Origin of the sequence: Dyadobacter sediminis, assembly GCF_005860765.1 — a bacterium.
Lineage (GTDB): Bacteria > Bacteroidota > Bacteroidia > Cytophagales > Spirosomataceae > Dyadobacter > Dyadobacter sediminis.
Window position 1 is genome coordinate 1 of record NZ_VCEI01000009.1, and the last position, 19,935, is coordinate 19,935.

General features: G+C 41.3%; 20 protein-coding genes. 3 read left to right on the plus strand and 17 right to left on the minus strand.

Annotation, left to right across the window (positions count from 1 at the left end):
• Nucleotides 1-42: 42 nt before the first annotated feature.
• Nucleotides 43-3,030 (minus strand): Tn3 family transposase, encoded by a 2,988-nt coding sequence (locus FEM55_RS00960; protein WP_138279465.1) that lies wholly within the window; start codon nt 3,028-3,030, stop codon nt 43-45.
• 120 nt (nt 3,031-3,150) lie between these two features.
• On the opposite strand from FEM55_RS00960, the gene FEM55_RS00965 reads away from it, so the two are divergent.
• Complete coding sequence (locus FEM55_RS00965) at nt 3,151-3,765, plus strand: recombinase family protein (RefSeq protein ID WP_019991099.1); 615 nt, start codon at nt 3,151-3,153, stop codon at nt 3,763-3,765.
• Nucleotides 3,766-3,802: 37 nt separating this feature from the next.
• Here the strand turns inward: FEM55_RS00965 and FEM55_RS00970 are convergent, their stop codons facing one another.
• From FEM55_RS00970 to FEM55_RS01015, 10 genes are all read right to left on the minus strand, one after another.
• Nucleotides 3,803-4,213: a bleomycin resistance protein gene (locus FEM55_RS00970; protein ID WP_019991100.1), complete on the minus strand. Its 411-nt coding sequence runs from the start codon at nt 4,211-4,213 to the stop codon at nt 3,803-3,805.
• Between the two features lie 20 nt (nt 4,214-4,233).
• Nucleotides 4,234-4,443: a GDCCVxC domain-containing (seleno)protein gene (locus FEM55_RS25150; protein WP_083940642.1), complete on the minus strand. Its 210-nt coding sequence runs from the start codon at nt 4,441-4,443 to the stop codon at nt 4,234-4,236.
• A 6-nt stretch (nt 4,444-4,449) separates the two neighbouring features.
• Entirely contained in the window at nt 4,450-5,037 is a 588-nt protein-coding gene (merTP, locus tag FEM55_RS00980) for a mercuric transport protein MerTP (RefSeq protein WP_027303351.1), read from the minus strand.
• Complete coding sequence (locus FEM55_RS00985; protein ID WP_019991102.1) at nt 5,034-5,429, minus strand: ArsR/SmtB family transcription factor; 396 nt, start codon at nt 5,427-5,429, stop codon at nt 5,034-5,036. The genes merTP (FEM55_RS00980) and FEM55_RS00985 overlap by 4 nt, the downstream gene beginning before the upstream one ends.
• A 1,019-nt stretch (nt 5,430-6,448) precedes the next feature.
• A complete protein-coding gene (locus FEM55_RS00990; protein ID WP_138279466.1) occupies nt 6,449-7,570 on the minus strand; it encodes a hypothetical protein in 1,122 nt (373 codons plus the stop codon).
• On the minus strand, nt 7,557-8,663 hold the full coding sequence (locus FEM55_RS00995; protein ID WP_138279467.1) for a DNA adenine methylase: 1,107 nt from the start codon (nt 8,661-8,663) through the stop codon (nt 7,557-7,559). Before FEM55_RS00995 ends, FEM55_RS00990 begins: the two co-directional genes overlap by 14 nt.
• Nucleotides 8,664-8,860: 197 nt before the next feature.
• Nucleotides 8,861-10,381, minus strand: a complete 1,521-nt coding sequence (gene mobV, locus FEM55_RS01000; protein WP_138279468.1) for a MobV family relaxase — start codon at nt 10,379-10,381, stop codon at nt 8,861-8,863.
• Nucleotides 10,382-10,999: 618 nt separating this feature from the next.
• Nucleotides 11,000-11,323 (minus strand): type II toxin-antitoxin system PemK/MazF family toxin, encoded by a 324-nt coding sequence (locus FEM55_RS01005; RefSeq protein WP_138279469.1) that lies wholly within the window; start codon nt 11,321-11,323, stop codon nt 11,000-11,002.
• Entirely contained in the window at nt 11,317-11,565 is a 249-nt protein-coding gene (locus tag FEM55_RS01010) for an AbrB/MazE/SpoVT family DNA-binding domain-containing protein (RefSeq protein WP_138279470.1), read from the minus strand. Before FEM55_RS01010 ends, FEM55_RS01005 begins: the two co-directional genes overlap by 7 nt.
• A 55-nt stretch (nt 11,566-11,620) precedes the next feature.
• On the minus strand, nt 11,621-11,881 hold the full coding sequence (locus FEM55_RS01015) for a hypothetical protein (protein WP_138279471.1): 261 nt from the start codon (nt 11,879-11,881) through the stop codon (nt 11,621-11,623).
• Nucleotides 11,882-12,379: 498 nt separating this feature from the next.
• On the opposite strand from FEM55_RS01015, the gene FEM55_RS01020 reads away from it, so the two are divergent.
• Nucleotides 12,380-13,399, plus strand: coding sequence for a replication initiation protein (locus FEM55_RS01020; protein WP_138279472.1), 1,020 nt, complete (start codon nt 12,380-12,382; stop codon nt 13,397-13,399).
• A gap of 1 nt (nt 13,400) precedes the next feature.
• Here the strand turns inward: FEM55_RS01020 and FEM55_RS25095 are convergent, their stop codons facing one another.
• Both FEM55_RS25095 and FEM55_RS01030 read right to left on the minus strand, forming a co-directional pair.
• Nucleotides 13,401-13,892: a hypothetical protein gene (locus tag FEM55_RS25095; protein ID WP_188584540.1), complete on the minus strand. Its 492-nt coding sequence runs from the start codon at nt 13,890-13,892 to the stop codon at nt 13,401-13,403.
• A gap of 389 nt (nt 13,893-14,281) precedes the next feature.
• Complete coding sequence (locus FEM55_RS01030; protein ID WP_138279465.1) at nt 14,282-17,269, minus strand: Tn3 family transposase; 2,988 nt, start codon at nt 17,267-17,269, stop codon at nt 14,282-14,284.
• A gap of 120 nt (nt 17,270-17,389) precedes the next feature.
• Here FEM55_RS01030 and FEM55_RS01035 point away from each other — a divergent pair, with 120 nt between their 5' ends.
• On the plus strand, nt 17,390-18,004 hold the full coding sequence (locus FEM55_RS01035; RefSeq protein WP_019991099.1) for a recombinase family protein: 615 nt from the start codon (nt 17,390-17,392) through the stop codon (nt 18,002-18,004).
• Between the two features lie 37 nt (nt 18,005-18,041).
• On the opposite strand, the gene FEM55_RS01040 is transcribed toward FEM55_RS01035, so the two are convergent.
• Genes FEM55_RS01040 through FEM55_RS01055 form a run of 4 tightly spaced genes read right to left on the minus strand, consistent with a single transcriptional unit; the run spans nt 18,042 to nt 19,668 of the window.
• Nucleotides 18,042-18,452: a bleomycin resistance protein gene (locus FEM55_RS01040; protein WP_019991100.1), complete on the minus strand. Its 411-nt coding sequence runs from the start codon at nt 18,450-18,452 to the stop codon at nt 18,042-18,044.
• Nucleotides 18,453-18,472: 20 nt separating this feature from the next.
• A complete protein-coding gene (locus tag FEM55_RS25155; protein WP_083940642.1) occupies nt 18,473-18,682 on the minus strand; it encodes a GDCCVxC domain-containing (seleno)protein in 210 nt (69 codons plus the stop codon).
• Nucleotides 18,683-18,688: 6 nt separating this feature from the next.
• The gene (gene merTP, locus FEM55_RS01050) at nt 18,689-19,276 is read right to left on the minus strand and encodes a mercuric transport protein MerTP (RefSeq protein WP_027303351.1); all 588 of its coding nucleotides are present in this window, start codon (nt 19,274-19,276) and stop codon (nt 18,689-18,691) included.
• Nucleotides 19,273-19,668, minus strand: coding sequence for an ArsR/SmtB family transcription factor (locus tag FEM55_RS01055; RefSeq protein WP_019991102.1), 396 nt, complete (start codon nt 19,666-19,668; stop codon nt 19,273-19,275). The genes merTP (FEM55_RS01050) and FEM55_RS01055 overlap by 4 nt, the downstream gene beginning before the upstream one ends.
• Nucleotides 19,669-19,935 lie beyond the last annotated feature (267 nt).

The following is a 19,935-nucleotide window of genomic DNA, read 5'->3' on the forward strand; positions in this document are numbered from 1 at the left end:
TGAGGTTCTTCTTACAAATAGCCGGAAAACGGCGTTAGTAAACTATGTATTTAGTTTTGGCTTTCTCAAAGGCCGTAAGCCATTGACTCCAAGATCCGGGTTTGTGTTGAAGGAGTATTTTCCCAACCGGTTGATATGGGCAAATGGAGCAGGAGAGATAAATTCAAAGTCATTTTCATCTATCGGATATCCTTCCTGGTGTAATTCTTTGATAATTTCTTGTATATAAACCGTGTTCCATACCAGGACAATATTGGTGATCAGGTTCAAGCTCCTGACCACTTTTTGCTGTTGTTCTTCTTGTTTTCTGCGTACAATCCCATCGCCGCCAAACCAAAGATAAAGTCTTAGGTTGTGCAGCTGCTCTCCTTTGATCAGCTGTGTGTTGATCTTTCTACGTAAAGGCATGCTAAGCAGGTATTTAAGGATAAAAATGGTTTTTACCAGCTGGCCATAAGCCTGCAAAACATACATCAGGTTATTTTGGCGCGGGTACGATTGAAGCTTAGAGATTAGCAATGAAGCGGTTACACGCCCTGATTTAATGGAAGCTGCGACTTTGAGAAGTTCGTCAAAATGTTGTTTGAGATAATCAGGATTAACACGACCGGTGAATTTCAAAGCAGGGTATTCCCATTCCCGATCCTTGATTTTACACAGCCGCTGATCTTTTATGTCCCGGATCCTTGGACAAAAATCCATACCCAGCAGATCAAACAGCGCAAAGATTAGGTCCGAATATCCTGACGTATCGGTTGTATGTTCGAGTATTGTCAAATCGGTTTCATTGCCTATAATTTCATCAAGTACGTAAGTGGCGTCCCTTTCGGTGGACGAAATGCTCCGGCTGCCATACTGGCTATATTGATCCGAGGTATGTGTATAAAAGGTAATTCCCTTACCGTAACCAAAATAATTGGGGAGCGCCTTCGCATTCCGGATTTTCCCGCTGGTCGGGAACCGCTGCCCGTCCGAGGATGAAAGTGTGCCCCCGCCCCAATAGCCGCTCAACCATTGTTGATAATGAAAGTTAACAAGTGCATCGTTGGCTTTTTTAAGATTCTCTTCTGAGAGATAGTTATTGCTTGTCCACCAAAGCGTTTGATAATCAATCTCACAAGACCTAGCCAAATCCGACAGAGGAATATTACATCCGGATGCAAAAACAGCCGCATATAAAATAGACTGGTGTTCCTGGTTACGCGGTTCATTTTCCAATCCATGAAGATGTTCGGAAAAATTTATCCATGCATCCACTTCTTTAATTATATCTGTGATGTTGACTTTCGGGAGCCGTTGATTGATTTGTTCCCGGAGTGCTTTTGCTGAAAAGGGTACATCTTCTGCCGGCAATGCAGGCACTACCAGGATGCCTTCTTCAAGCCGGATCTCTCCACCCGCATTCAAGAGCTCATCCAGCGGTTTCAACAGTGATTCCAGCTCTTGCAAGCGCTGGTCGATACGCTCGGTGGGAAGAGTTGGCATTGACATTTGATTGCAAAAATCCTGTCGTAGCAGTTCCCACTGCACATTTGAAAGAAGCAACGAGTTAAAGTCGGCATATTTTCGGGAGATATTGATAAATACATCGCCCGCACGGAGCCGGTCCCGCAAGTTGGCCAGGGCACATAATTCGTAAGGTTGGCGTTGTGGAAGGGCTTCCGGCTGTTGCTGATCGTTTTCAAAAATCAGTTTGTTCCAGGAAGGCGTTATAAAATCAATCGGCGCGTCATCAGGCAGTTTTCTTCTTTTGCCCGTTTGCAACCCGGTCAAAATATCAAGCACACCCAGAAAGCCATCTTTGGAATGGGCAATTTGAAAGTCAATGGTTTTAAGAAGGTTAGGGGTGAATTGTTTTAAGGTTGTATAGTAGTTGTTCAGATAGTATAAGTAAGTTTGCCTGGCTGGGCGAAGAGCAGCCCCGGTTACCAGTAATGCCTCCCTGAGCATTTCCTTTGGATATATTTCAAAAATACAGGTACGGAGCTGATCGTCTGTAATGGTGTCATTGATGATAATACTAACAGTCTGGGACAGGGTTTTCATCGCCTCGTTCTGTGATTTGAACAAGGTCTGCTGATATGTGTCGAGTTGCTTTTTTGATCCGTTGACAATGTGCTCCCAATAATCATCAAACATTTCCAACACCTTGTCATTGGTATCTATCAGGCTCTCATACAGGAAGCAAATTAAAATCGGGTACCGCCTTGTAGCGTTCATCCGCTGTAGATACTTGTTAGAAACATTCCTGGCTATTTGGGCCAGCCTTTTTCTGCGGTTTAGGCTTATTACCGATAAGTCCCATTCATGGACGTTTAATGATTTTAAAAAATTGATCTTTTCCAACGTCTGGTTAATAGCCCTGGGCGTATTGCTGGTGGGGACTTGGCAAAGCCAACGGTGCAAAGTGATGCCGCCGGTATCGTCCAATTCGACTATTTGCGTCAGCCTGGCCTTCATTTCCTCGGTCAGCAGCAAACTAAGCCTTCGATAGGTTTCCTGGTGCAGCTGTTCATCCAGGCTACCAACAATCCTTTCCAATGTCCCAATAGACGGCCTCATAATTTTTTCCTGCCCCAGTTTTAAACACACTTGCCTGAGCAATATCGGCTGGTTGTCATGTTCCATCCCCTTATCGAGCAGCCAGGGCAAAAGCCAGATTTCATCCAGGGGCTGCCACCGGCGGAATTTCAAATATTTTAAGATTACATTTAAATGCTCCGTTCTGGTCTTATCCCGTTGCCCGTATATTAATAACAGTTCAATATCAGAATCCAGTTGCCTACTTACCATGGCAGCTACATTTGCCGGGATCTGCTGCTGCCATTTGTCTGGAAGAAAACCCATGAACCGGACAATCCCAATCTGGAGTGCGATCGCTAGCCGGTTGTGCTCCCCTCTGAACGATTTAAGAAAAATATTGTCCTGCCGCGTGATTTGGAAAAATTGCATCAGGTCATATTCTGATATTTCTGTCGGGACCTTTTCGTAACGTTCACGCTGGGATTGGTTCAAAAATCGTGATGCCATATGAAAATGGGGCTATCAAAAAGGGTATCAAAATTCACCCCGTCTGCAATAGGTTTAAAGCCTGTTTTTAAGCGTTAAAAAGTATATTTGTAAAGGAGTTCCTTTTTGATAAGCAATTAAATGAAAAAACAGAACAATCGGGCCAAACGGGTAGCACTATATGCCAGAGTATCTACTCTGGATAAAGGGCAGGATCCACAGACCCAGCTGGACCAGTTACGGGACTACGCCCAAAGACGAAACTTTGAAGTCATGGGAGAATTTATAGACTACGCTTCCGGAACAACCCAAGACAGGGTCCAGTATAAATTGATGATGGAAGCGGCCAGAAAGAGAAAGCTGGATGTAGTCCTGGTTTGGCGGTATGACCGCTTTGCCCGCTCAACCCAGGCACTGGTCAATGCCATGAAGGAATTTCAGAGTATGGGAATAGATTTTATCTCCTATCAGGAAAATATTGATACCACCACGCCGACTGGTGAGCTGATATTTCATGTGATGGCTTCTCTGGCCCAATTTGAGAGCTCACTGATCAGCCAAAGGGTTAAAGCCGGTATGGCAAGGGCAAAAGCACAAGGAAAACGTATTTCACGGCCAACTATATCAATGGATCGACAGAATGAAATTTTTGATTTGCAAAAGCAAGGATTATCAATGAACAAGATTTCTAAACAACTAGGAATAGCTTATGGAACAGTTTACAACTACCTATCCAAAGCGAAGGATACTCTTTAACCGCGTTAATTTAGCATCAATGATGATCTTGGCTTTTCTAAATCTCCTCATAAAAAGTTAACAGATTGCGATGGTGGTCTAGTGCCGGAAATTCCCGGTCTCCCCATGGCTGCTCTTGTACAACAGTGTCAATATCATAAATTACACCTTGCTTTTTATATTCTTCGTACAACTCATCAATACCCTGGACTTCAATCCGGCAACTGGCCGTGCCTGCCAGAAAGCTTTCAGCCCCACTGCAAATTGGATCTGCTACCAGGGATAAGCCTTTATTCTTCCAGCTTTCATCCGAAGATGCCCACAAGTGGATTTCAATTTCGTCCCGGACTACTTTTGCAAAGCCATCGTCATAATAAGGTGCTGTAAAACCTAACTTTTCAGAATAGAATTTAACGGATTCGTCAATGTTTTTAACAGGAAGAGCTGGGATCGTTTTCTTCATTTTCATAGATACTGATATCATTTAGTTCAAGCACAGCACGACTTATTCAATTGTATCGGGGGACATTTTTGGGTTCCATAAGTGCAAAAAACACAGCAGTCACCGGAAGCAGGCTTTAACAATGTTTTGCAATTTGTACACTCGTAAAAGTACATACATGCATCAACAGGCATTGTTTCCAAGCGTCGGGTGCCGCAATGCGGACAAGTAAGTATGGATTCCAATATTAAATTCATAACTGCTTAGTTTGTTTCAACAACTTTATAACCAGTAGCGTCGACTGCCTTTTTAATTTCTGCCAGTGACGTTTTCTTACTATCATATCTAACCGTTGCATTGCCATTCTTATACGAGACCTGAACCTGCCGTATGCCTTTTAACTTATTAACTTCCTGTTTAACATGATGTTCACACCCTTCACAGGTCATTCCCTTAATTTTTATATAGGCTGTTTGGTCTGTTTTGGAAACCGGTTGTTGTGCTTCCTGCTTTTGCTGATAGGCCAGTCCTGAATAACTTGGGACGGCAATCAGAAGTACTGCTGCAAGGGTTACCAGGCTTAAAAACTTTTTGGTTTGCATAAATGGTTTGTTTTCAGGTCCACAATTACATGAGTCTTCGGAAGCGGGTTTTAACTGCTGATACCATGCAAAACCCAAAATCAATACGGTTCCAGCAATAAAATAAGGACGCGCAGGCGCAATCCAATCAAAAGTGGTTGCCAAGCTGCTTGTCCCGGCCACCATGGCCAATAATGGTGTGATACAGCAAACAGAACTTGCCAATGCAGTTAGTATGCTGGCATTAGCGGTGATTTTGGACGCTTTCATAAGGCTACACTTTCTTGACTGGGGATATCAACAAATAGTTGACCGATGATACTGGCCTGATCAGGTATGATCGAATAAAAGATAGTTTGTCCAGTTTTTCTGGTACGTACTAAACTGGCATCTTTCAGTTTTCGCAGGTGCTGAGAAATAGCAGGGACGGTCATTTGCAAAATATCACTCAAATCGCAAGGACAAAGCTCGTTCTGCTGCTGGATAAGATAAAGTATTTTAAGCCGGGCCTCATTTCCAGCAAGCGCATAAACCTGCGCTAACCTGGTAAAAGCGTCTTCATTTTCGTCTAAGGTTTCCTTGCATAGTTGGATCTGCTCTTGATCCGCGAACAAACGGATGCAGCTACTAATTTGATCTGACTCTTTTTCTACATCTTCCATATCTGCCACTAATATTTGGGCAAATATAACAGTATTTAAGTATTTGCTTAAATATATTTTTGAAGATTAAAAACTATGTGCAAATAGTCAAACAGAGTAAACTAACTCATTGGCCGCCGCTGCGGTTGGGACCGGGTTGGCGGACCAGAAGAACCCTATTTCAAGGCAACTGGAAATTTCGTATAGAACAGTGTATAAATTATGCCTCAAAACTAAAAGCGTAGTTTACTAACGCCGTTTTCCGGACATTTGTAAGAAAAACCTCAAGAAGCGAATGGAAGACATTCGATTTTGACACGTTTACACTTGAAGCACCTTCAAAATGGAAAGAATTCAGTGCCCAGGGCTATGATTCTAAAGTGGGAGGCGTTACTGATGGCAAGGACACCTTGGCTTACGATTATGGTATGTATTCTTATCGATTTACTGCTGAAACAGAAAAAACGCATATCATCACAGAAGGTAATCGGAATGGTTACCCAACAAAAATGGTAAAACCAAGAAAACCTGGTGAAGGCTTGATCGGGATCTATTATAATTTAGGGGTAGTTAGATTGACGCTTTTCGGCAGAACCAGGAATGAAAAGACGTTCACGCAGATTATAGAATCAGTGAAAATTAAATAGAACATTTCCCGAAATGGCCTGGTCATTGTCCAGACAACTGTACTCTATAAAGAGTGCTGCTATCCGGAAACGCCGTTGACCGGATAGCAGCACTCCTTCATAAAGTCCTAATACAACTGCTGCTCCGGAACGAACCGACAAAAAGTCCCGCCTCTTTGTACTAATCGAAGAACTTCTTTCAAAAGCTGCTCAGCCTCTTGATCTGTGTTTTCTCATTTAACATAAAATCCGTTATGAAAACTTTAGAAACCAATTCTAGGTTTTGTTATGTGATCACCTACTTTGTTATGCAAATAAAGCATTGTACTTTACCTAGTATATATTACTGAGTACACTAACGTTTAGTAACAATAAAATATCAAAAAAGCATTGCTAACAAACAAGACGATAATACTAAGTCTTAACTACAAATATAATGTCTGCCAAAGACTGATATTCCGTCTGAGATGTTTTCGGAAAATTATATTGTATGAGTAATTCATCTGCATTACTTGAGTCATATTGAAAATTATTAAGATAATCAAAAATCGTTGGCTCCAATAAAGCTAAGTCTCTTTTTAATTTCCATGAGTTTGAAAAATCATTAGTATCAACTAACACAAGAAATAACCTATTTTCAGAACCAAAACGCATATCCCCTTGATTTTCATAAAGCCATTTAGAAAGGATCTTAGGGTTTTCCTGAACCTCATTTAAGATCTCCAATTTTTCAGACTTTATTGTATCTAAGACTGCAAGGCAAAACTCATCGCCTTTGTCTTTCATCTTTTCAGTTATTTCGTAATATATTTCATTAGGCTTCGCATCCTTATCAAAATATATTTTTGCCTCCCTAGCTTTAGCCTTTAAAAAAGTTAACTCAACTGGTAATTTTTTCTCTGCACGTCTCTCTTTGATATATTCTGCTGGTAAATAAGTGACCTTTAAATCGAACGGAATGTCATTAATAAAAAAATCAACACTTTTAATTTGTCCCACTGTGGGTAGAACTGCATTGTGAGACTTAAATATATGCTCAATAAGAATACTTGACCAATGATTATACCAGCTATTTAAAACATACCCTTGAACCGCAACATTAATTTCTGTTTCAAATTTAGACATTAACGTGTCATAAGATTTTAACACTTTTACGTACCTACTTACTAAGTATTTATCCAAAGCGTTTTGATAGTCTCCACCCCAATCAAAGTTTCTTAATTTATATAATTCAGAAACTAATTGTTGGGTATCTAAATTCTGTAATTGAGAGAGGTTTGTTTTTCTAATGTAATCATTTAGTTTTTGATGAGATTCATCAATGCTATTGCTACTTAAAAGGTTAAATAACTCAACAAATTGTTTACTTAAGCTTGTCTCAGCCAGTTCTATATCATAGTCTTTGGCAAATTCAGTAATAAGCTCCTTTCGAACTATTGACTTTACTTTCAACCACAACAAACCAACACTGTCTTTACTAAACTCTTCTAAATGTTCTGTCTCATGTAATTTCTTCCAATAATTAAAATCTTTCATTTCCTATTAAATTTAAGTCATTATTGAAAAAAATTTGTTTTTTAGGCTTACAAACAAACAGAACTTCTCTACTGCCAGCTACGCTACCTTTCCCACCCCTACCATTACCATAAGATTTAAATTCAACAGAAACGTCTTTGTATTTAGAAATAATATTTTTTAAGTCATCTACGATTGGAAAACTTCGATCATTATAACTTATAATCCAATGAGGAATATCCTGCGATAGTTTAAATAGTTTATCAAAAGAATTAATGACATCCTTTTTTTTATCAAAACCGCTGAACTTTTGAGGTTCATATCTTTTGATACCATTAATAAAATCCTTGTCCTTCCAATATTCTGTATATGTTTCAAGCAAATGGTAAAAACTTTGATAATCTGCGTGGCTATTACAATATGGTGGATCAAAATATGCAAGATCAACGTTATCAATTTGTGGTATTATATCCAGAATATTATGATTATAGCTTTTGTTTTCTTGATTATTATCGAAGACTGCTTGATTATACTGTGATAGTAAGTCTATAAAAATATCCTTTATTGGCCTAGCAAGGCTTCTGTTTCGTTTTACTCGCTCTGGATCGTTAGCATATTTTAAGGCTTGGGTATGCCCAAAGTGACCCATAGTTACTTTTCTTGTCATACTACGATTCATAATCGTAAACGCCAATGATTGTTTATATATGTTCGAAAGTAGTTGGATATTTGATCTATAATTATCAAGAAACTTTGCATCTTCTTTTTCAAAAAATACATTTGTATATACATCTTCAATTAATGTAAAATCATGACTATTGTGATTTTCATTAAACAAGATATCCAAATCTCCTTTTGTTATTTTTTCTTCCCGATTTTCTATAAGAGAAAGTCCAATTTGATGATTGAAGTTTAAAAAGTCATTAGTTATCGTTTTAAAACCCATTTGTTTAAAAAGAAAACTAATAGATTGCGATCCTGCAAAAGCATCCAATGCAGTTTTAACCTTCTTTGGAATATGGCTTTTTATCCATGCCAGATGAGTATGCTTAGCGCCTAGATATTGTGGGTCTGGAAATTTATAGTCGAAATTCGAATATTCTTCAAAAAGCATTATAGATTTATTTTATGCTATATCCAGTAACAGTTTTTAATGGATATAGAATTGTCATTAACTTTAACTTGTTATCAACAAATATAGCAAACTTACCAAACTAACGTTCGTACCGGCTACAATGTCTGCTTAAAAGCTTATTGCTGTGCTTTTAAGCAGACAGTTTCGGCAAACAATGTTAGTTAATTACATCTAAATCATCCTATTCCTAAATTCTTCCCAGGCTTTCTACCAATATCATACCCTTCTCTCAGAAGACTATCTCGGTCAGCTGCTAACTGAAGCTCATTTTTATTAATATCAACTTGAAGTCGATGTCGGATATACTCAACCCCAATTACTCCCTGATCCCTTCCAATTTTCCTGCTAATTTCTTCAATGTCATCAGGCTGTAGACTTTTTAGGTACTTGGAAAATTCGGTGGCACTGCCTTTATGATGCACAAAGCTCTTTGCTATAGTTGTTTCGTACGCTATTTTTGATTTGGCAATAGCTTCCCGGTCCTTTTCAGCCTGTACATTCTCTTCTATTTTTCCAACTACACTGCTGCCCATAAACTCAGCCCCAAGCTCTCTGGATGAGATCGGTTTCCCTTTTCCATCATGAAAAAGAAATACTTTGTACCGGTTCTTGCCAACCACTTCCTGGTCATCTTCTGACAATGTTGGTTTAATACCTTTTTTGATAAGCTCCTGACGAAATAATTGCAGAGACGTACAATTCGACAGCACATGTAAGATCGAGCCCCTGAGCGCGTTTTTTCGCTCTTCCTCTATGTTCACTAGCCCGCCATGCTGATCAAGCCGGTAGCCTAGTGTTAAGAGTGCTTTTTCTGCCTGGCTCTGCCGGGTATCACTCTTTTGTGCCAGTGCATTAATAGCAGGCACAGCCGTTTTATTTAATTCATTTTGCCTGGCCTGCTTAATGCTCAGGTTTACTTTCTCGATATCCGTAGAAAGCTGGTTGATCGCATTCGTAACTGATTTCTTGGCAAAGGATTCTGTCCCTTCAAAAAACCCCGGCTTCTCTACTTTCTCAGCATACTGCTCCGGATTGATCCGTGGGAAGTGCTGCTGTATACTCTCTGCTTTCGTGACGGCTTCCTGGGCTAAGGTGTAAAACTGCTTGACTGCAACGTGCTTGGCCTGGCTGCCCTGTATGCCTCTTTCAAGCCCCAGGTGTTTCATTTCATTGGCAAAACGGGTCTGCAGTTTACTCAACGTATGCCGGTCACCGCCCAGCCAATCTTTGGCGCAAAGACGGTTTTCTGTCCGCTCTGTTTTAACCTGCCGGCCGACCTTGATTGTCTTTTCCCTTATGGGTACAATGGTAGCATGCCAGTGTGGGCTGGTCTCGTCATGATGCGCCCGTAAGCTAACAACATTGTCCTTGCCAAACTCCTTGTACAGGAAATCAACCAGGCTTCTTTGAAATTCCTTACAGCGGATATCGTCTGGATGGTTCCGTGTGAAAAACTCCGGACTGGCCGTGGCAAATACATCAATGGCCAAAACGGAATCCTTTCGGATTGGAACACCGGTGATGCCTAGTCTTTCCTTGACATCATCAATGGCTACGGTGCCGATCACCTGCCGGTTCAGGCTTGCGCGCTCCGGATCTGCGTTTAAGGTTTCCCGTTGGCGAAGCTCATGCGAATCTTTGCCGCCTATACTTCCCATACTGTTCATCTTGGTTACTCTCAGGATTGCATAGGCCATAGTTGGTCTGGGATAAGTTGGGGTGCGGGCTCTCCCGCCGAAACGAAACCAGTGAAATAACCGGCCCGAAGGGTTAAAGGTTTTTCACTGGTGGAGTGAGTCCACCTATATCATATAGGCAAGATAGCTCCTTTCTGTTTGTCGTCAAAATGCGCGCATTCATGGAAATTGTACCTGATGCACAGATATACAACAGATCAGGAACAGATGCTGCACAGTTAGGTTGGAATTGGGCGGATATTGGACATATAATCGACAGATGTCGAACAGATGGGCAGGAATAAAACGAGTTTTGGTCAGGATGAAAATCTCAATTTCACCTATATACTTTTGCTTCTGCTGTTTAGATAGTCAGAAAAAGCATTCGTTCGCCAGTATCCGCTTTCTTGGCTTTATCATACAGGCGGGTATCTTTTAGCTCCTCCAATTCTTCCATGAGTAATTCAAACTCCTGTATTGACAGCACGACCATCGACTTATTGTCTTTGGTATCGTTGATATACTATGGATGCAAGTTTATCATGTTAACCTTTTTTCAAAAATATCAGTACCATTCTCTCTCGAATAAAACGAGTTTTGGTCAGGATCATAATTTGTAAAATACTCTTTATCTGTATATTAATTTACCAGCATTTCCTGTAACACCTGCTTTAATTCCTTGATTTCCGTCACTGACAAGGCCCCTATCCTGCCGCCTAACCTAGTCTTGTCAACAACACGGATCTGGTCGGCCGCGATTGACCCATTCTTGTTTTTAACTGTACAGGCCACACGCCAGGGGTAACTTTTGGTGGTAGATGTAATCGGTATTACGACCACTGTCCGTAATGACCGGTTCAAATCATCAGGACTGGCCACTACACACGGTCTAGTTTTGGCAATTTCACTTCCCTGCGTAGGATCCAATGAGATCCAATACACATCGTACTGTTTCACTACCATGTCCACTCCTCCTTGTCAAAATCGGTCACAGCATCATCGAGCAGTAGCTCATCATCTCCGGCAGCATGCATCTCAATGGCTGCTTCTGCCCATCCTTGTCGTGGAGCCGGCTTAATGACGATTGATCCATTTTCAACTTCCAGTTGGACGCTCGACTTGGACGACAGGTTTAACTTCCGCAATAGCATCGAAGGGATAATAATCCCCTGGCTATTCCCAATATTGATAATATTAGCCTTCATATGTTATAACAATTACATTTTTTTCAAGTAAAAATAATTAAAAAGGTTATAACATTTATAAAGAATCAAAGAACTTATTCATTTCGTCAATACTGTTGAAGGATGTAACCTTCCTTTCCTTGATCTCTTGTTGGGCACCTTTGATTTGCTGGATCATCTCAGGAGTGAAATATAGGTCATCCTTAGATACAGGCTCAAGTAAATAAGCTTGCTTGGTTCCCCTGGTAATTACAACCTTTTCACCTTTATCAGCCAACTCGAAGTAATGTCTTTGCTGTTTTCTGAAGTCGCTGCTTGTTATTTCAATAAATCTCATAGTAAATGCATTAAAATATTATAAAATATTAGAATATTACAACAAACTAACTTTTTAGTTGTCGCCCCGTCCTCCCATTATTGCCTCCGGATGGTAAGTTCTGTTTCAATCCAGCTTATTTCCAATTCCTAGCTCTCAAAGAAGCAGCGTGCGCGTAGCGACGCAGGCCGCCCCTTGTGGGAGGAAAACCAAGCAATTTGATCTTAAAAGCAGCTTTTTGCTCGATAAACTATATAGTAGTAAAACAATATAGTATTGTATATATGTACTTCTCGAATAAAACGACTTTTGGTACGGAATAAAACGACTTTTGGTACGGATATCTAGGGAATAAAACGACTTTTGGTACGGAATAAAACGACTTTTGTTTTCATATATCGTTTAATTAATGGTGCCAATTTAATAAAACGACTTTTGGTACGGAATAAACGTCAAAGATTTTTCGATGTCGTTTTTTATTAACATCTTTGAAAGTCAGATTCATATGCGTTATACAGTATGGCCAAGGCTAAGAAGAAGGATAAACGAGAGACAGCCCAAATGACTCTGCCTTTAATTTTCAATGAAAAAGAGGCAAAATCATACGTAAAACAGCACTGGAACATAACCTTTGCTAGACAGCGAAAAGTGTCTATATACGCCAAGCGAATCATGGCCAATGTATTGGCTATGATTAAAGAAGATGATTCCGATCTGCGCCCATACTATCAAATGCATATTTCTGACGTTGTTCCACCGACAGATTCTGATTTCCACGCCAAAGTAAAAAAGGCATTCGATGAGTTGACTGATTTAAAGTGGCTGATAGAGGATATAAAAACTAAGTATTTCGCATTCAGACACTTACTAGATACGACAAAGTCAATTAGCGTAGATGGTTTTGAATGCGCTTATCGAGATGGGCAAATAACAATAGTGTTAAACCCTACATTGAAGCCATATTTCATTGCACTAGCCCACTATAGCATTTATGAACTAAAACACTACATGCATTTCAGCAGCTGGTACAGCCTCCGAATGTTTGAGCTTCTTTCTGCCTTTACAGATACCGGAATATGGTGGGTGAATATTGATGAATTCCGAAAACTCATGGATTGTGATCAAAAGTACCCTAACCAGCATGATATGCTTAAAAAAACTCTAACAGAACCATTACAAGAGCTTGAAAGTACAGATCTCGCTTTTACATACGAGCCAATTTTAGACAAGTATTCACATGGTCGCGGCCGCAAGCCCATTATTGCACTTGAATTTCGTCTCAAAAAAGTCAAGGCGAAGAATATACCCAAGGAGTGGTTTGAGTTCTCTGACGAGCATAAAAACGTACTTCTACGGCTGCGTTCCTGGCAGGTGACTGATCCCAATATCGTCCGATATGCAAAAGCTATCGGAATGGAGCGTGCAAATAAGCTCCTTTACGAATGGCAACTAAAAGGGAAAGAAATCCAGGACAAGACCAAGTATTGTAATGCGGTGTGGATTCGCGTGGGCAAGGCTGCTATGGGAGAAGAGTACTGATCTAATTAAAAAGTCGATGCAGCCACCCTTTTTTAGGTTCGTTCTCCAAAAGCTCCTTCTGAAGGGCATCTTGCCCTGACGCCGCATTCAATAGGTAGGTCTGTTTTTCGACAATATTTAGTAGGCGAGTGATTTCTTCTCTGGCCTCTCGCTCACGATGCTCCGATTCACGGCGACGATTTTCTTCAATAGCCATTTTTTCTTCAGCATGTTGCAATTTCAATCGCAACAGCTCGATTTCTCCTGTTGCATCGACCGCCACACCCCCTGTTGCAGCCTGCCGCATCTCACTATTTTGCAACACCTTTGCATCATGTTGCACTGCAATAGGCGCTTTGAATGAAGAGTATACCCTAGCTAACTCACTCGTATCTACAAAAGGAACACCTCCGTCCATAATCTTGCTTAATTTGCCTGATTTTATGTGTCGGTGCAGTGTACTTCGATCCTTTCCAGTGAGTCTAGATGCTTCTGATATGCTTATTTTGGCCATGTTGCAAGCTGTTGCATTGCCACAATTTACAACATGTTGCATTCTGTTGCACTAAATAGAATGTTTTATTAATTCAATCAAGAGCACCAAAGTGCTACATTGACTTGCAAGACGGTTATTTGAGGCGCTTCTCAGCCGGATTTTGGCCGGCCTGGCGGCTGGCGCACAGTGTCGCACAGAACCGGATTATCTGCTACAGGCATAGAGAGTTAGTAGTAAATAAGGGCTGCAACCAATTGATCAAAAATCGTTTCTTAACAAAAACCATTAAACCGGGTATTATGAAAATCATTGTATATCTGACAATTTGTTGCCTATTACTGGCCTGCAATAAAGAAGAACCAAGAAGAGGTTCTTCTTACAAATAGCCGGAAAACGGCGTTAGTAAACTATGTATTTAGTTTTGGCTTTCTCAAAGGCCGTAAGCCATTGACTCCAAGATCCGGGTTTGTGTTGAAGGAGTATTTTCCCAACCGGTTGATATGGGCAAATGGAGCAGGAGAGATAAATTCAAAGTCATTTTCATCTATCGGATATCCTTCCTGGTGTAATTCTTTGATAATTTCTTGTATATAAACCGTGTTCCATACCAGGACAATATTGGTGATCAGGTTCAAGCTCCTGACCACTTTTTGCTGTTGTTCTTCTTGTTTTCTGCGTACAATCCCATCGCCGCCAAACCAAAGATAAAGTCTTAGGTTGTGCAGCTGCTCTCCTTTGATCAGCTGTGTGTTGATCTTTCTACGTAAAGGCATGCTAAGCAGGTATTTAAGGATAAAAATGGTTTTTACCAGCTGGCCATAAGCCTGCAAAACATACATCAGGTTATTTTGGCGCGGGTACGATTGAAGCTTAGAGATTAGCAATGAAGCGGTTACACGCCCTGATTTAATGGAAGCTGCGACTTTGAGAAGTTCGTCAAAATGTTGTTTGAGATAATCAGGATTAACACGACCGGTGAATTTCAAAGCAGGGTATTCCCATTCCCGATCCTTGATTTTACACAGCCGCTGATCTTTTATGTCCCGGATCCTTGGACAAAAATCCATACCCAGCAGATCAAACAGCGCAAAGATTAGGTCCGAATATCCTGACGTATCGGTTGTATGTTCGAGTATTGTCAAATCGGTTTCATTGCCTATAATTTCATCAAGTACGTAAGTGGCGTCCCTTTCGGTGGACGAAATGCTCCGGCTGCCATACTGGCTATATTGATCCGAGGTATGTGTATAAAAGGTAATTCCCTTACCGTAACCAAAATAATTGGGGAGCGCCTTCGCATTCCGGATTTTCCCGCTGGTCGGGAACCGCTGCCCGTCCGAGGATGAAAGTGTGCCCCCGCCCCAATAGCCGCTCAACCATTGTTGATAATGAAAGTTAACAAGTGCATCGTTGGCTTTTTTAAGATTCTCTTCTGAGAGATAGTTATTGCTTGTCCACCAAAGCGTTTGATAATCAATCTCACAAGACCTAGCCAAATCCGACAGAGGAATATTACATCCGGATGCAAAAACAGCCGCATATAAAATAGACTGGTGTTCCTGGTTACGCGGTTCATTTTCCAATCCATGAAGATGTTCGGAAAAATTTATCCATGCATCCACTTCTTTAATTATATCTGTGATGTTGACTTTCGGGAGCCGTTGATTGATTTGTTCCCGGAGTGCTTTTGCTGAAAAGGGTACATCTTCTGCCGGCAATGCAGGCACTACCAGGATGCCTTCTTCAAGCCGGATCTCTCCACCCGCATTCAAGAGCTCATCCAGCGGTTTCAACAGTGATTCCAGCTCTTGCAAGCGCTGGTCGATACGCTCGGTGGGAAGAGTTGGCATTGACATTTGATTGCAAAAATCCTGTCGTAGCAGTTCCCACTGCACATTTGAAAGAAGCAACGAGTTAAAGTCGGCATATTTTCGGGAGATATTGATAAATACATCGCCCGCACGGAGCCGGTCCCGCAAGTTGGCCAGGGCACATAATTCGTAAGGTTGGCGTTGTGGAAGGGCTTCCGGCTGTTGCTGATCGTTTTCAAAAATCAGTTTGTTCCAGGAAGGCGTTATAAAATCAATCGGCGCGTCATCAGGCAGTTTTCTTCTTTTGCCCGTTTGCAACCCGGTCAAAATATCAAGCACACCCAGAAAGCCATCTTTGGAATGGGCAATTTGAAAGTCAATGGTTTTAAGAAGGTTAGGGGTGAATTGTTTTAAGGTTGTATAGTAGTTGTTCAGATAGTATAAGTAAGTTTGCCTGGCTGGGCGAAGAGCAGCCCCGGTTACCAGTAATGCCTCCCTGAGCATTTCCTTTGGATATATTTCAAAAATACAGGTACGGAGCTGATCGTCTGTAATGGTGTCATTGATGATAATACTAACAGTCTGGGACAGGGTTTTCATCGCCTCGTTCTGTGATTTGAACAAGGTCTGCTGATATGTGTCGAGTTGCTTTTTTGATCCGTTGACAATGTGCTCCCAATAATCATCAAACATTTCCAACACCTTGTCATTGGTATCTATCAGGCTCTCATACAGGAAGCAAATTAAAATCGGGTACCGCCTTGTAGCGTTCATCCGCTGTAGATACTTGTTAGAAACATTCCTGGCTATTTGGGCCAGCCTTTTTCTGCGGTTTAGGCTTATTACCGATAAGTCCCATTCATGGACGTTTAATGATTTTAAAAAATTGATCTTTTCCAACGTCTGGTTAATAGCCCTGGGCGTATTGCTGGTGGGGACTTGGCAAAGCCAACGGTGCAAAGTGATGCCGCCGGTATCGTCCAATTCGACTATTTGCGTCAGCCTGGCCTTCATTTCCTCGGTCAGCAGCAAACTAAGCCTTCGATAGGTTTCCTGGTGCAGCTGTTCATCCAGGCTACCAACAATCCTTTCCAATGTCCCAATAGACGGCCTCATAATTTTTTCCTGCCCCAGTTTTAAACACACTTGCCTGAGCAATATCGGCTGGTTGTCATGTTCCATCCCCTTATCGAGCAGCCAGGGCAAAAGCCAGATTTCATCCAGGGGCTGCCACCGGCGGAATTTCAAATATTTTAAGATTACATTTAAATGCTCCGTTCTGGTCTTATCCCGTTGCCCGTATATTAATAACAGTTCAATATCAGAATCCAGTTGCCTACTTACCATGGCAGCTACATTTGCCGGGATCTGCTGCTGCCATTTGTCTGGAAGAAAACCCATGAACCGGACAATCCCAATCTGGAGTGCGATCGCTAGCCGGTTGTGCTCCCCTCTGAACGATTTAAGAAAAATATTGTCCTGCCGCGTGATTTGGAAAAATTGCATCAGGTCATATTCTGATATTTCTGTCGGGACCTTTTCGTAACGTTCACGCTGGGATTGGTTCAAAAATCGTGATGCCATATGAAAATGGGGCTATCAAAAAGGGTATCAAAATTCACCCCGTCTGCAATAGGTTTAAAGCCTGTTTTTAAGCGTTAAAAAGTATATTTGTAAAGGAGTTCCTTTTTGATAAGCAATTAAATGAAAAAACAGAACAATCGGGCCAAACGGGTAGCACTATATGCCAGAGTATCTACTCTGGATAAAGGGCAGGATCCACAGACCCAGCTGGACCAGTTACGGGACTACGCCCAAAGACGAAACTTTGAAGTCATGGGAGAATTTATAGACTACGCTTCCGGAACAACCCAAGACAGGGTCCAGTATAAATTGATGATGGAAGCGGCCAGAAAGAGAAAGCTGGATGTAGTCCTGGTTTGGCGGTATGACCGCTTTGCCCGCTCAACCCAGGCACTGGTCAATGCCATGAAGGAATTTCAGAGTATGGGAATAGATTTTATCTCCTATCAGGAAAATATTGATACCACCACGCCGACTGGTGAGCTGATATTTCATGTGATGGCTTCTCTGGCCCAATTTGAGAGCTCACTGATCAGCCAAAGGGTTAAAGCCGGTATGGCAAGGGCAAAAGCACAAGGAAAACGTATTTCACGGCCAACTATATCAATGGATCGACAGAATGAAATTTTTGATTTGCAAAAGCAAGGATTATCAATGAACAAGATTTCTAAACAACTAGGAATAGCTTATGGAACAGTTTACAACTACCTATCCAAAGCGAAGGATACTCTTTAACCGCGTTAATTTAGCATCAATGATGATCTTGGCTTTTCTAAATCTCCTCATAAAAAGTTAACAGATTGCGATGGTGGTCTAGTGCCGGAAATTCCCGGTCTCCCCATGGCTGCTCTTGTACAACAGTGTCAATATCATAAATTACACCTTGCTTTTTATATTCTTCGTACAACTCATCAATACCCTGGACTTCAATCCGGCAACTGGCCGTGCCTGCCAGAAAGCTTTCAGCCCCACTGCAAATTGGATCTGCTACCAGGGATAAGCCTTTATTCTTCCAGCTTTCATCCGAAGATGCCCACAAGTGGATTTCAATTTCGTCCCGGACTACTTTTGCAAAGCCATCGTCATAATAAGGTGCTGTAAAACCTAACTTTTCAGAATAGAATTTAACGGATTCGTCAATGTTTTTAACAGGAAGAGCTGGGATCGTTTTCTTCATTTTCATAGATACTGATATCATTTAGTTCAAGCACAGCACGACTTATTCAATTGTATCGGGGGACATTTTTGGGTTCCATAAGTGCAAAAAACACAGCAGTCACCGGAAGCAGGCTTTAACAATGTTTTGCAATTTGTACACTCGTAAAAGTACATACATGCATCAACAGGCATTGTTTCCAAGCGTCGGGTGCCGCAATGCGGACAAGTAAGTATGGATTCCAATATTAAATTCATAACTGCTTAGTTTGTTTCAACAACTTTATAACCAGTAGCGTCGACTGCCTTTTTAATTTCTGCCAGTGACGTTTTCTTACTATCATATCTAACCGTTGCATTGCCATTCTTATACGAGACCTGAACCTGCCGTATGCCTTTTAACTTATTAACTTCCTGTTTAACATGATGTTCACACCCTTCACAGGTCATTCCCTTAATTTTTATATAGGCTGTTTGGTCTGTTTTGGAAACCGGTTGTTGTGCTTCCTGCTTTTGCTGATAGGCCAGTCCTGAATAACTTGGGACGGCAATCAGAAGTACTGCTGCAAGGGTTACCAGGCTTAAAAACTTTTTGGTTTGCATAAATGGTTTGTTTTCAGGTCCACAATTACATGAGTCTTCGGAAGCGGGTTTTAACTGCTGATACCATGCAAAACCCAAAATCAATACGGTTCCAGCAATAAAATAAGGACGCGCAGGCGCAATCCAATCAAAAGTGGTTGCCAAGCTGCTTGTCCCGGCCACCATGGCCAATAATGGTGTGATACAGCAAACAGAACTTGCCAATGCAGTTAGTATGCTGGCATTAGCGGTGATTTTGGACGCTTTCATAAGGCTACACTTTCTTGACTGGGGATATCAACAAATAGTTGACCGATGATACTGGCCTGATCAGGTATGATCGAATAAAAGATAGTTTGTCCAGTTTTTCTGGTACGTACTAAACTGGCATCTTTCAGTTTTCGCAGGTGCTGAGAAATAGCAGGGACGGTCATTTGCAAAATATCACTCAAATCGCAAGGACAAAGCTCGTTCTGCTGCTGGATAAGATAAAGTATTTTAAGCCGGGCCTCATTTCCAGCAAGCGCATAAACCTGCGCTAACCTGGTAAAAGCGTCTTCATTTTCGTCTAAGGTTTCCTTGCATAGTTGGATCTGCTCTTGATCCGCGAACAAACGGATGCAGCTACTAATTTGATCTGACTCTTTTTCTACATCTTCCATATCTGCCACTAATATTTGGGCAAATATAACAGTATTTAAGTATTTGCTTAAATATATTTTTGAAGATTAAAAACTATGTGCAAATAGTCAAACAGAGTAAACTAACTCATTGGCCGCCGCTGCGGTTGGGACCGGGTTGGCGGACCAGAAGAACCCTATTTCAAGGCAACTGGAAATTTCGTATAGAACAGTGTATAAATTATGCCTCAAAACTAAAAGCGTAGTTTACTAACGCCGTTTTCCGGACATTTGTAAGAAAAACCTCGT

Excerpts from the sequence above, each read along its gene's own strand:
- FEM55_RS00960 (WP_138279465.1), bottom strand. The coding sequence starts at position 3,030 with ATGGCATCACGATTTTTGAACCAATCCCAGCGTGAACGTTACGAAAAG.
- FEM55_RS00965 (WP_019991099.1), top strand. The coding sequence starts at position 3,151 with ATGAAAAAACAGAACAATCGGGCCAAACGGGTAGCACTATATGCCAGA.
- FEM55_RS00970 (WP_019991100.1), bottom strand. The coding sequence starts at position 4,213 with ATGAAAATGAAGAAAACGATCCCAGCTCTTCCTGTTAAAAACATTGAC.
- FEM55_RS25150 (WP_083940642.1), bottom strand. The coding sequence starts at position 4,443 with ATGAATTTAATATTGGAATCCATACTTACTTGTCCGCATTGCGGCACC.
- merTP (WP_027303351.1), bottom strand. The coding sequence starts at position 5,037 with ATGAAAGCGTCCAAAATCACCGCTAATGCCAGCATACTAACTGCATTG.
- FEM55_RS00985 (WP_019991102.1), bottom strand. The coding sequence starts at position 5,429 with ATGGAAGATGTAGAAAAAGAGTCAGATCAAATTAGTAGCTGCATCCGT.
- FEM55_RS00990 (WP_138279466.1), bottom strand. The coding sequence starts at position 7,570 with ATGAAAGATTTTAATTATTGGAAGAAATTACATGAGACAGAACATTTA.
- FEM55_RS00995 (WP_138279467.1), bottom strand. The coding sequence starts at position 8,663 with ATGCTTTTTGAAGAATATTCGAATTTCGACTATAAATTTCCAGACCCA.
- mobV (WP_138279468.1), bottom strand. The coding sequence starts at position 10,381 with ATGGCCTATGCAATCCTGAGAGTAACCAAGATGAACAGTATGGGAAGT.
- FEM55_RS01005 (WP_138279469.1), bottom strand. The coding sequence starts at position 11,323 with ATGGTAGTGAAACAGTACGATGTGTATTGGATCTCATTGGATCCTACG.
- FEM55_RS01010 (WP_138279470.1), bottom strand. The coding sequence starts at position 11,565 with ATGAAGGCTAATATTATCAATATTGGGAATAGCCAGGGGATTATTATC.
- FEM55_RS01015 (WP_138279471.1), bottom strand. The coding sequence starts at position 11,881 with ATGAGATTTATTGAAATAACAAGCAGCGACTTCAGAAAACAGCAAAGA.
- FEM55_RS01020 (WP_138279472.1), top strand. The coding sequence starts at position 12,380 with ATGGCCAAGGCTAAGAAGAAGGATAAACGAGAGACAGCCCAAATGACT.
- FEM55_RS25095 (WP_188584540.1), bottom strand. The coding sequence starts at position 13,892 with ATGGCCAAAATAAGCATATCAGAAGCATCTAGACTCACTGGAAAGGAT.
- FEM55_RS01030 (WP_138279465.1), bottom strand. The coding sequence starts at position 17,269 with ATGGCATCACGATTTTTGAACCAATCCCAGCGTGAACGTTACGAAAAG.
- FEM55_RS01035 (WP_019991099.1), top strand. The coding sequence starts at position 17,390 with ATGAAAAAACAGAACAATCGGGCCAAACGGGTAGCACTATATGCCAGA.
- FEM55_RS01040 (WP_019991100.1), bottom strand. The coding sequence starts at position 18,452 with ATGAAAATGAAGAAAACGATCCCAGCTCTTCCTGTTAAAAACATTGAC.
- FEM55_RS25155 (WP_083940642.1), bottom strand. The coding sequence starts at position 18,682 with ATGAATTTAATATTGGAATCCATACTTACTTGTCCGCATTGCGGCACC.
- merTP (WP_027303351.1), bottom strand. The coding sequence starts at position 19,276 with ATGAAAGCGTCCAAAATCACCGCTAATGCCAGCATACTAACTGCATTG.
- FEM55_RS01055 (WP_019991102.1), bottom strand. The coding sequence starts at position 19,668 with ATGGAAGATGTAGAAAAAGAGTCAGATCAAATTAGTAGCTGCATCCGT.